At 43.2% G+C, this 12,217-nt stretch carries 8 protein-coding genes, 1 pseudogene and 1 riboswitch; of the genes and pseudogenes, 1 reads left to right on the top strand and 8 read right to left on the bottom strand.

Going from position 1 to position 12,217, the window contains the following annotated elements; all coding sequences use genetic code 11:
• Positions 1-63: 63 nt before the first annotated feature.
• Together rluA and rapA are read right to left on the bottom strand one after the other, a co-directional pair.
• Positions 64-762 carry a bifunctional tRNA pseudouridine(32) synthase/23S rRNA pseudouridine(746) synthase RluA gene (rluA, locus tag BTO21_RS18285; RefSeq protein ID WP_045028029.1) on the bottom strand — a complete coding sequence of 233 codons (699 nt, stop codon included), beginning with the start codon at positions 760-762 and terminating at the stop codon, positions 64-66.
• Between the two features lie 159 nt (positions 763-921).
• Positions 922-3,843 carry an RNA polymerase-associated protein RapA gene (gene rapA / locus BTO21_RS18280; RefSeq protein WP_045027984.1) on the bottom strand — a complete coding sequence of 974 codons (2,922 nt, stop codon included), beginning with the start codon at positions 3,841-3,843 and terminating at the stop codon, positions 922-924.
• A gap of 325 nt (positions 3,844-4,168) precedes the next feature.
• On the opposite strand from rapA, the pseudogene BTO21_RS18275 reads away from it, so the two are divergent.
• Positions 4,169-5,544, top strand: a pseudogene (locus tag BTO21_RS18275) (PhoH family protein).
• A 103-nt stretch (positions 5,545-5,647) separates the two neighbouring features.
• Here BTO21_RS18275 and thiQ read toward each other — a convergent pair.
• From thiQ to leuC, 6 genes are all read right to left on the bottom strand, one after another.
• Positions 5,648-6,376 (bottom strand): thiamine ABC transporter ATP-binding protein, encoded by a 729-nt coding sequence (thiQ, locus tag BTO21_RS18270; RefSeq protein ID WP_045027982.1) that lies wholly within the window; start codon positions 6,374-6,376, stop codon positions 5,648-5,650.
• Positions 6,369-7,976 carry a thiamine/thiamine pyrophosphate ABC transporter permease ThiP gene (gene thiP / locus BTO21_RS18265; protein WP_045027981.1) on the bottom strand — a complete coding sequence of 536 codons (1,608 nt, stop codon included), beginning with the start codon at positions 7,974-7,976 and terminating at the stop codon, positions 6,369-6,371. The genes thiQ and thiP overlap by 8 nt, the downstream gene beginning before the upstream one ends.
• Positions 7,977-7,988: 12 nt before the next feature.
• The gene (thiB, locus tag BTO21_RS18260; RefSeq protein WP_082056803.1) at positions 7,989-8,951 is read right to left on the bottom strand and encodes a thiamine ABC transporter substrate binding subunit; all 963 of its coding nucleotides are present in this window, start codon (positions 8,949-8,951) and stop codon (positions 7,989-7,991) included.
• Between the two features lie 143 nt (positions 8,952-9,094).
• Positions 9,095-9,211, bottom strand: a riboswitch (TPP riboswitch).
• Between the two features lie 28 nt (positions 9,212-9,239).
• Positions 9,240-10,022, bottom strand: a complete 783-nt coding sequence (locus BTO21_RS18255) for a DUF547 domain-containing protein (RefSeq protein ID WP_045027979.1) — start codon at positions 10,020-10,022, stop codon at positions 9,240-9,242.
• Positions 10,023-10,148: 126 nt separating this feature from the next.
• A complete protein-coding gene (leuD, locus tag BTO21_RS18250) occupies positions 10,149-10,751 on the bottom strand; it encodes a 3-isopropylmalate dehydratase small subunit (protein ID WP_045027977.1) in 603 nt (200 codons plus the stop codon).
• A gap of 14 nt (positions 10,752-10,765) precedes the next feature.
• Positions 10,766-12,208, bottom strand: coding sequence for a 3-isopropylmalate dehydratase large subunit (leuC, locus tag BTO21_RS18245; RefSeq protein WP_045027975.1), 1,443 nt, complete (start codon positions 12,206-12,208; stop codon positions 10,766-10,768).
• Between the last annotated feature and the right edge of the window lie 9 nt (positions 12,209-12,217).

Raw genomic sequence — 12,217 nt, 5'->3', positions numbered from 1 at the left:
TAACCTCAATAAACAATGAATGCAGGCTTTACGCTAGCATTCATTGTTAAAGATGCCTACCGCTTATGGGTAAATTGTTTGGGTTGGTGCTTGGGGATAGAACTCACATGGCGCAAAAAGATGCATTGGTTCATCGCTACCTGGATGGGTAAACGTTAGCTCTGCTGCGTGCAATAACAGTCGTGGTGACGCTGCAATTGCTTCATCATTGGCATAGAACTTATCACCTAAAATAGGGTGTCCTAGCGCTTGCATATGGACACGTAACTGATGTGAACGACCAGTGATCGGTAATAAGCGTACTAAGGTGCTATTTTCGTCGCGACTTAATACTTCATAGTGAGTAACCGACGGTTTGCCATCATCAAAACAGACTTTTTGCAGCGGGCGGTTTGGCCAGTCACAAATTAAAGGTAAATCAACCGTACCCGTATCATGTTCCAGATGTCCCCAGACACGGGCGTAATATACTTTTTGGGTTTCACGTTCACGAAATTGCGCTTTGAAATGGCGTTCAGCGGCTTTGTTTAATGCTAAAACAATTAAGCCAGAGGTGCCCATGTCTAACCGATGCACAATTTGTGATTGAGGATATTGAGCCAATACACGCGCAAACACACTGTCATGGTGCTCAGGTTGACGACCTGGGTTTGATAACAGACCTGCTGGTTTGTTGACAGCAATAATATCACTATCAAGAAAAAGAGTGTCCAGCCAAGGATCCGTGGGGGGATTGTAATTCAACACAGGCAATGGTTTCATGGTGCGCTCACACGTTGAGAGTAAAAAATTGGTCAGCATACTAATATGAATACCTTACAATTGGTATGTCTATAGTTCTTTTGCCATAAAAAACCGCCGATCACATGTGCTAAACATATCATCGGCGGTCAAATTTTTTTATAACGGTAAAATCAATAATTAGTTATGACTAACAACAATCAAACGCAATGAATCTAGTTGAATCTGCGCTTTGGTAATGTAATTGGTCAAATCAATAATTTGATTTTGGATTAGCTCTAGTTCGTCATCACGAATGTTAGGGTTAACGGCTTTAAGAGCGAGTAAACGTTGATATTCAGCTTGTAATGTTGCTTCCATCTCGGCTTGTGCTTGATTGCGAACAGTGACCAGTTCTTTGTCAATTTCACGCTCAGCATGGGCAATTAAGGCATGGATATCTTTTTGGACCGAGTTAACCAATTTACTGCCTAAATGGCGGTTAATCGGGCTTAATTGACGGTTAAAACTTTCAAATTCAACATTAGCAGAAAGGTTGTTACCTTTACTATCTAACAAAATACGGATCGGTGTTTTGGGTAAGAAACGTCCAATACCTGATTGTTTTGGCGCTTGTGCATCAACTACGTAAATCAGCTCTAACAATAACGTACCGACAGGCAATGCTTTATTTTTCAGTAATGAAACCGCAGTTGTACCGACCCCTTCACTTAATAGTAATTCGATACCACCTTGAATCATTGGGTGTTCCCAGCTGATAAAGTGCAGATCTTCTCGCGACAGTGCAGTATTACGATCAAAGGTGATCGTACAGCCGTCATACGGTAAGCCTGGGTAGCTCGCGACCATCATATGTTCGGATGGCGTCACTACAATTGCATTTTCACCTTTATCGTCTTGGTTAAGACCAATGGTGTCAAATAAACCTAGCGCAAAAGACACTAAGTTGGTATCACCGTCTTTGCTACTGATTTGTTCGACTAACTGTTGCGCTGCTTCGCCGCCGTTAGAGTGAATTTCAAGTAAGCGATCGCGGCCTTGCTCTAGCTTGCCTTTGAGTTCGTTATGTAGCGCAGCACTTCGAGTGATTACTGCTTCTAATGCGTCACTATCTTGCTTATCGCTGGCAAGTAAGGTGATTAGCTCTTCACATACAGCTTCATAAACAGGACGACCGGTTGGACAGGTTTCTTCAAACGCGTTTAAGCCTTCGTTGAACCAACGTGCCAGTAATGCTTGTGAGGTGCCTTCAAGGTGCGGTACGTGGATTTCGATTTCACGTTGTTGACCGATACGATCTAAACGACCAATACGTTGCTCTAGTAAGTCAGGGTTGCTCGGTAAATCGAACATCACTAATTGATTAGCAAACTGGAAGTTACGTCCTTCAGAACCAATCTCTGAACAGATCAATACTTGGGCGCCACTTTCTTCTTGAGCAAAATATGCCGCGGCTTTATCACGTTCAATGATCGACATCCCTTCGTGGAACACGGTCGCACGGATACCTTCACGTTCACGCAATGCTTGTTCTAACGTTAATGCGGTTTGAGCACGAGAACAGATCACCAATACCTTCTCATTACGGTTGGCTTTTAGCATATCTAATAGCCAATTAATGCGAGGATCAAAGTTCCACCATGTGGCTGACTCACCTTCAAATTCTTGATAGATATCTTCAGGGTAAAGCAGTTTAATCGCTTTTTCGTTAATGCTTAGTTTGCCTGACATCATGCCAGCAACACGCATTGCAGTGCTGTACTGATTAGGCATCGGCAATGGGTACATATTAAGGTGACGTTTAGGGAAACCTTTGATTGCTGAGCGGGTGTTACGGAACAATACGCGACCAGTACCATGGCGATCCATCAGGTTGCGGATCAGCTCGTGACGCGCTTCAAGTGCTTTAGCATCCTCTGCTGTGGTTGCATTTTCAATCGCGGTGATCATTGGCTCGACGTCTTGACCTGCTAGTAAGTCGACTAAGGTTTGCTTAGCGTTACTATCAAGTGTTTCACCGGCAAGTAATTGAGAGACAGCATCCGCAACGGGTTCGTATAGACGCTCTTCTTCAACAAAGGCTTCATAATCATAAAAACGATCAGGATCCAATAAGCGTAAGCGAGCAAAGTGACTTTCACGGCCTAATTGCTCAGGGGTTGCTGTTAGCAGTAACACACCTGGCGTTTTTTCAGCAATCGCTTCAACCACTTGGTATTGACGGCTTGGACGCTCCTCGCTCCATTCAAGGTGATGTGCTTCATCGACAATGAGTAGATCCCAATCGGCATCCAGTGCTTGCTCAAAGCGACGGCGACTTTTGCGAAGGAAATCAAGTGAACATAATACAAATTGTGCAGTATCAAATGGATTAGCAGCATCTGCCAAAGATTCAACGCAACGCTCTTCATCAAAAATAGAAAAGTGAAGGTTAAAGCGACGCATCATTTCTACAAGCCATTGGTGCTGTAGGGTTTCAGGGACTAAAATCAGAATACGTTCAGCACGGCCAGATAGCACCTGCTGGTGGATGATCATGCCCGCTTCAATGGTTTTACCTAAACCTACTTCATCAGCTAAAAGCACACGTGGTGCATAACGGCGACCGACTTCATGAGCAATGTAAAGCTGGTGCGGAATTAAGCCTGCACGCATGCCACATAAGCCACGTAATGGGCTTTTTAGTTGCTCATACTGATTTTTTAGCGCGCGGTAGCGTAATGCAAACCGATCCATGCGATCGATTTGACCTGCAAATAATTTATCTTGCGGTTTATTAAAACGAATTTGATGGCTTAAAAATATTTCACGTAACGCAATATCGCTTTCTTCGGTATCTGTACGGGTACCGATATAAGTGATAATTCCTTTATCTTCTTCGATCGCTTCAACTTTTAGCGACCAGCCTTCGTGGCTTTCAATCACATCGCCAACATTAAACATTACACGGGTAACTGGTGCATCATGTCGAGCGTATAAACGGTTTTCATCTGATGCTGGAAACATCAAGCTGACAGTGCGTGGCTCAATAGCAACGACTGTGCCCAAACCTAAATCACTTTCTGTATCACTGATCCAACGTTGACCCAAAGCAAATGGCATAGTGCTAAAAACCTTCTAATTATTTGATATAAAGGAAAATGTTATAATTCGCGTTAGCTGTTTATCGTCTATAATAAAACTAAATGCATAGAGAAATAATACGGCATACGCATAACTCAAAAATGGGGGAGTTATGTTACTGCATGATGTGATTAAGGTCACGGTGAAAGTGTGTAAAAGAGACATGAGGTGCAATGTCATCTTAGTTTCACCAATATAAGCTTTAATTGTTATAACGTTGTAATTTAACTAAATGGTTAATTTTGACGTAAGCTAAAACAGTGATAGGTCATTTATTACTATCCGCCCTACCAAGGAGATGCTTATGGATAATGCAGAACGGAAACTATTTGTATTAGATACAAATATTCTACTTCATGAACCTCTCGCTATCTTCTCTTTCCAAGAACACGACGTGGTGATCCCCATGACGGTATTGGAAGAATTAGATCGTATCAAAGACAGTAAACGTGATGTTTCTCGTGATGCACGGGTTGCTATCCGTGCCCTAGAAAATATCTTTCACGATGCTACCCCTGAGCAAATTTCAGCGGGTATTTGTTTTAATGATCACATCCCTCACAATGGCACCATTGCTATTTTTGCTGATTATGAAGTTAAACAAACGGTTCATGCATTTAGTGATAAAGCGGGTGATAACCGTATTCTTAATAGCGTTCTTTTTCTACAACAAAAACATGCTCCCAGAAGCGTAGTCTTAGTCACTAAAGATATCAATATGCGCTTACGTGCCAAAGGGGCGGGGGTGTTAAATGTCGATGATTATCGCTCCGATCAATTGATTGATGATGTAGCTTTACTTAGTAAAGGTTTCCATCGCTATAACGGTAACTTTTGGAGTAATGTTGCTGAATGTCATTCTGAAAATCGCGGTAGCTCAACTTTACACACACTACCTAAGTCACTGTTTGAAACCCCGTATGTGAATCAATATTTACTTGATGACGGTGAAGAGTTTGCAGCAAGGATCAAAGCCATTGATGGTGAAGAAATTACCATTAAAGATATTAGTTACGAACGTTTAATGCATCGTCAGGCATGGGGGTTCATCCTAAAAATATTTATCAAGGGATGGCGTTGGATGCAATGCTTGATCCTAACATTGATCTGGTGATTTTAACCGGCCCTGCAGGTTGTGGTAAAACCATTTTAGCAATGGCAGCAGCGTTAGAACAAGTGATTGAAAAAGGGATGTATGACAAGATCATTGTCACCCGTAATACTCCAGAAATTGCCGAGTCTATCGGTTTTTTACCCGGTACCGAAGAAGAGAAAATGCTGCCGTGGCTAGCGGCGGTGACCGACACCATGGAGGCGTTACATAAACATGATGTCTGTACTGATGGCTCAATGAAATACATTTTTGATAAAGCCAATATTCAATTTAAATCGATAAACTTTATGCGTGGGCGCTCAATTCAAAATGCATTTGTATTGCTTGATGAGTGCCAGAACTTAACCGCCTCTCAGATTAAAACCATCATTACTCGTTGTGGTGAAGGCACCAAGTTGGTGTGCTCAGGTAATTTATCTCAAATTGATTCTAATTACTTATCGCCAGTGACATCAGGCTTAACCTACATTGTTGAACGGTTTAAACATTTTGATGGTAGTGCCAATATTTATCTTAATGGCGTAGTACGAAGTCGTTTGGCGGAGTTTGCTGAAGAAAATCTGTAAGCTCACGCTAATTTTAGGGCTCATTATCATTAACGGGTGTTAACAAGATAAGCCGGACACTGTACGGGTAACGTATAGCGTTCGGCTTTATTTATGGTTGTTATTATACCGTGGTTAACCCTAAGTAATGACGTAAGTCCAGTTGTTGAGGCTGGTTTAATAGCGTGTCAGTGTTACCGAATGCCTTTACTTCACCATTATCAACAAAGATACATTTATTGGCGATTTTCTTTGCATCATCAGGGCTATGAGTGATCATTAATACGGTGATGGCTTGTTGCTGTGCGAGTTGCTGAACCAGTTTGAGCATGTCATTACGTAATGCGGGATCAAGGGCTGAAAAGGGTTCATCAAGTAATAATAGTGGTCGCTGACGAATCAAACACCGCGCCAGTGCGACTCGTTGGCGTTGACCACCAGATAATTGCTCTGGCAAGCGTGTTAAATACGCTTCTAGCCCGACATTAACTGCGGCATCATGCACATGCTGTTGCTGTTGTGCGCTAAGTTTAAGCCGTGGATCAACCCCTAAGGCGATATTTTCATAGACCGTTAAATGCGGAAATAAATTGTGCTCTTGAAACAGCATTGATAATGGCCGCTGAGCGGGATCTTGCGTAATAATTGATTGCTGGTGGATACTAATATCACCACTATCGGGCTGTAAAAACCCCGCAATAAGCGCTAATAAACTACTTTTACCTGCACCACTCGGGCCGATTAACGCTGCAATATCACCTTGTTGAAGGCTAAAGTTAAAGCTTAACGGCATTGGGTGTTCATGCTGGTGTTGAGGTTGGTAGGTATAACGTAATTGGTTGATATCAAGCATGGTGTTTGCCTTTGGTACGCCGAGGTTGGAAGCAATATTCAATTGCGCTGAATAAGCCCAAGCTGAGTAATAACAATAATAATGCCGCTACAGCCGCACCATCCATGCGGTAGCTACCCATTAATTGGAATAAATACAGCGGTAAGGTTTGAAAATCTTGACTGCCAAATAAAGCAATCGCGCCTAGATCGCCCAATGAGAGTACTAAGCTGATTGCCAATGATTGTGCAATCGGTTTACGCAGTGCTCGCCATTCTACAAGTCGTAATCGAGACCAACCACTCATGCCTAAACTATGACATAACATATTATATTGTTGGGCAATATGCAGCATGGGCTGGCTAAGGGTTTTGATCACATAAGGCAATGCCATTAATGCATTAACCCCCACAACAACCCAAAAAGCTGCGCCATAGGCATCGGTGTATTGACGGAGTAATAAGAAAATCCCGGTACTTAATACTAGCCCTGGAGTAACTAAAATAATGGTGCCAATCATTTCGATACTATCGGCACTCAAACGTTGTTTATTCAAGCGTAATTGTCGACTCGCGAGTAAGATCATCACCCCAAACACAAACGCTAAACTACATGCCATGACCGCAATTTTGAGTGAATTAGCAACCGCGTGCCACAGTGCTGGCTGTTGCAACAATTGTGGCAGTTGGCGGTTTAACCCTGCAACAAAGACCGCAATAATCGGCGGGATCACCAGTAATATTGCCGCCACGATCCAGCTCCAATCCCACCATTTTGCGCGCCAATTATCTTGATAATTAACCACATTTTTACCAACCGAAGCACTAAAGGTCGCTAAGGGTTTGGCAAAGCGATGGCTGAGTAGTACTAATCCGCCACAAAGTAACATTTGCCACAGCGCTAAAATAGCACCTGTAGCAAGATCGAAGTCATAGCGAATCGCTTGGTAAATTGCCAGTTCAATGGTGGTTGATTTAGGACCGCCACCTAGCGACATGATCACCGCAAAACTGGTAAAACACAGCATGAAAATGAGCCCCGCCACATGGGGTAATTGTTGGCGTAGCCGTGGCCAAGCAACCAGCTTAAATTTATGCCAACCACTGATGCCTAAATGGGCGGCTAATTGATGCTGTTCATGTGGAATAGCTTCTAAACTTTGAAGTAAAAAGCGCACCGCTAACGGTAAGTTGAGAAATACATGTGCCAGTAAAATTCCACTTAAACCATAAATATTCAGCCGTGGTAACCCAAGTAGGCTTAATCCGTGACTAAGAATGCCACTTTTGCCATAGATCGCTAATAGACCAAATACTGCCACTAACACTGGCATTACTAAGGTCATGGCAAATAAACGTAGTAACAGTTGTTTGCCAATAAAATTACGCCGTGATAATGCGTAAGCAATCGCAATCGCAGGCACGATGCTAAGTAAGGTGGATAATAAGGCTTGGTAGAAACTGAACCGCGTCACATGGCGTAAATAGGGATCATGCCATAAGCTACTCAGTTGCCATTGCCCAGCATGGAGTATAAGGCTGGTGATCGCGGCGATCACCAGTAATAAAATCAGCCCGACACTCAATAGCCCGGGCAGAAGTTGAGTTACACGTTTATTCACAGCTCTATGCCATTATTGGGTCAGCGCTTGCTGCCACTCTCGAATCCATGCTTTACGCTTGTGGGCGACTTCATCAGCACTAAATTCTAATGCTTTGTCAGGTATGCTTAGTTGCTCAAAAGCGGCAGGTAGTGGCTGCTTAGTGACCGGATACATCCAGTTATGGGTCGCTATTTGAGATTGAAAAGCGTCACTGACAATAAACTGCATAAACTGATCGGCCAGTTTAGGATGGGGGCTGTTTTTCATTTTGGCAGCGACTTCAACCTGCATGTAATGGCCTTCTTTAAAGTTAGCCGCTTTATACTGGGTTTTGTGCTCTTCTATGATGTGGTAGGCCGGTGAGGTGGTGTATGACAATACCATATCGGCTTCACCATCAAGGAACATGCTATAAGCTTCTGACCAGCCTTTAGTAACTGTAACCGTATGCTTGGCTAATTGTTGCCATGCAGCGGCAGCTTTATCACCATAAACCGATTTCATCCATAACATCAACCCTTGACCTGGGGTTGAGGTGCGTGGATCTTGGTAGATCACACTGATGTTTTGATCGTTAACCAGCGCTTTTAAACTGGTGGGTGGGTTAGGTAATTTGGTGCTGTCATAAACAAACGCAAAGTAGCCGTAATCATAGGGAATAAAGGTATCATCGTGCCAACCTTTAGGCAGGGTGAGTTTGCTGAGATCAACATGTTGTTTGGCTAATAACCCGGTTTGTTTGGCTTCGGTCATCAGGTTATTGTCGAGCCCCAGAAGAATATCCGCTTGGCTACGGCTACCTTCTAAGCGCACTCGATTAAGAATGGATACGCCGTCTTCTAAAGAGACAAAGTTAACCTTGCAACCATCACATTGGGCTTCAAAGGCTTTTTTGATGATTGGCCCCGGTCCCCACTCAGATGAAAACGAGCTGTAGGTATAAACATTAAGGGTATTATCAGCGGCGAAGACGTTACTTGAGAGTAACGACATCGAAATTAACGGTAAAAGTGTATAACGGATTTTCACTATGCGCTCCTGATGTCAGCATCCTGCGAACAAAATAAAAAGAGAGAGCGGCACAGGGTTGAGAGGGTAAGTATCATGCTGTAATAGCAGATTGACACTGGTGAAATACCAATGCGTTTCTCAATTCCTACGCCAGCATTACCTGGTTCAGGTTCAATGGGTTCTGCTATATCCATCAAGATAATAACAACAATCTCAGCCAAAAGGCTCCCCAATGAGAACGCGAGTATTGTACCTGTAACTAGCGTTAAGTTATAGCTTCTGATTTAACAACCAGTTGTAATCAAATTTGAGGTTATCGCCATTGATTTTTTTATGCAGTAGATAATGATTTATATGCTGCAATAAAGCCTGTTGATTGCCAAAATCTGTACCGTACCAGTCATAAATGGATGATAACGTGGTTTGGGTTGAGTTGCTACGAACGCCTTTTGGACTATTAATAAATCGGCTCGCGGCATTATTTAGTTGTTGCTCAAGTTGCTGACTGTCAAACACTTGCGGCAGTAAATCGGGGCAACCTAAGCTGGCACAATTAACCGCATAGTGAATACGAGGATCGCGCCAGATCGGACGTAATATTCGATGTTCAATATCGTTAAGGCTAAGGGTTTTATTATTGATGGTGACGATAGGTTGATCCCAAGGCCCAAAACTGAAAAAACCACCGAGTTTAGTAATTGATGTGATTGGGTAATTATCAATGATCAATTGTACTGTCAGCGCATTATAAAGATTCACCCAATAAGCAAACTGAACATTACGATTATATTGGCGCGGATCAAGCTGATTCAGTTGATTGATATAACCACTTAGTTGTTGTTTATCTGCGATGGTGACAGCGCTATAACGAAATAACGTTTGTTGTGGCTCTACAACTAGGTATTTATCCAATAATTGTTGCCATTGATGATGATCGATTTGACGTTGATTCGCGGCAACGTGATCTTGCCAGTAAGGTAAAAGATCAGCCTTGGGGGCGGCAAACACATTCAGGGACCATAAAATAAAAAATAAGCTCAAAACAATGCGCATAATTAACCCGTAATAATAACAAGATGATGATCAAGACCGTTGTTGGGCTTGGTTTATTACAGTACTGAGTGTAATTTGAGGAACAAACGCCTGTTGATTGGCAGGCGTTTTTATTGAGCAGGTGATCTATGCGAGATAAGTCGGAATATTAGCTTCATATTCAGCTATTTTAGCCTGATGTTGTAGCGTTAAGCCTATGTTGTCTAATCCGTTTAATAAGCAATGACGACGAAACTCGTCAATTTCAAACGGATATTGCTTGTTATTGGCATTCACTGTCATTGCTTCCAGATCGACCGTGATCTTCGCGCCAACTGTTGCTTCTACAAATTCAAATAATTCATCAATCTGTTGATCGGTAAGACGGACAGGGATCATGTAGTTATTGATTGAATTACCATAAAAAATATCAGCAAAACTGGGAGCGATCATTACCTTAATGCCGTAATCAGCCAGCGCCCACGGGGCATGTTCACGCGATGATCCACAGCCAAAGTTTTCACGCGCCAATAAAATACTGGCACCTTGGTAGCGAGGAGTATTCATTATAAAATCGGGATTAGGTTGTTGACCTGCATCATCTAAAAAGCGCCAGTCATGAAATAAGTGCTGCCCAAATCCGGTACGAGTGACTTTTTGGAGAAACTGTTTCGGAATAATGGCATCGGTATCAATGTTAGCGGTATTCAATGGCACCACTAAGCCTGTATGTTGAGTAAAGCCTGTCATCGTTATGTCCTTATTTATACCGATACGGGTTCAAGTTGACGAATATCGACAAAGTGACCCGCACATGCTGCTGCTGCTGCCATTGCAGGGCTGACTAAGTGAGTACGACCATCACGACCCTGACGACCTTCAAAGTTACGATTACTGGTAGACGCACAACGCTCACCGGGGCCTAAGCGATCGTTATTCATTGCTAAGCACATCGAACAACCAGGGAGTCGCCATTCAAAGCCAGCTTCAATAAAGATTTTATCTAAGCCTTCTTGTTCCGCTTGGGCTTTGACTTGTTCTGAGCCAGGAACGACTAATGCTTGCACATGGGCGGCAACCTTACGTCCCTTAGCAATGGTTGCAGCGGCACGCATATCTTCAATACGAGAGTTGGTACAAGAACCGATAAAAACTTTATCTACAGTATAATCAGATAATGATTTGTCAGCTTCTAATCCCATATAAGCCAAGGCTTTTTTAGCCGATGTTTGCTCTACTGGATCGCTAAAACTTTCAGGGGCAGGGATCCGTTCATCAACGGCGATCACTTGACCTGGGTTGGTGCCCCAAGTGACTTGCGGTTTAATGTCGGTGGCATCTAAAGTCACTATCGCATCGAATACTGCATTATCATCGCTGGTTAAGGTTTGCCAATAACTAATAGCGGCTTCTAAATCAGCCCCTTGAGGTGAAAATTCACGCCCTTTAATGTAATCAAAGGTGGTTTTATCTGGTGCAATCAAACCTGCTTTAGCGCCCAATTCAATCGCCATATTGCACACCGTCATTCGACCTTCCATCGATAGATCGGTGATCGCCTCGCCACAGAATTCAACCACATAACCTGTACCACCGGCAGCAGTGGTTTTACCGATAATTGCTAATACAACATCTTTGGCGGTAATGCCTGCTGCTACTTTGCCTTTAACCTCAATTTTCATGGTCTTAGCACATGATTGTTTCAGGGTCTGGGTTGCTAATACATGTTCAACTTCAGAAGTGCCGATACCAAATGCGAGTGCGCCAAAGGCACCGTGGGTAGCGGTATGTGAGTCACCACATACAATGGTCATGCCGGGTAAAGTGATCCCAAGTTCTGGGCCCATGACATGAACAATACCCTGAAATTTATGGTTTAGATCGTATAAGGTGACGCCGAAATCAGCACAGTTTTTGGCAAGGGTTTCCATTTGGATACGTGCCATTTCACCTGAAGCGTTGATATCTTTGGTTTGAGTTGAAACGTTGTGATCCATGGTGGCAAAGGTTTTATTCACTTGACGAACTTGACGACCTTGTTCGCGCAGCCCATCAAATGCTTGCGGTGAGGTGACTTCATGGACTAAATGACGGTCGATATACAAAATCGGGTTTTCGCCTGCCGCAGCGACAACCACATGAGCATCATAAATTTTTTGATAAAGCGTCTTGGCTGGCGTTGCTGCTGACGGTGTATTGTTTGGCATGCTGCTGCT

Source organism: Photobacterium phosphoreum, from assembly GCF_002954725.1.
Lineage (GTDB): Bacteria > Pseudomonadota > Gammaproteobacteria > Enterobacterales > Vibrionaceae > Photobacterium > Photobacterium phosphoreum.
This window is presented reverse-complemented; position numbering and strand designations above follow the sequence as displayed.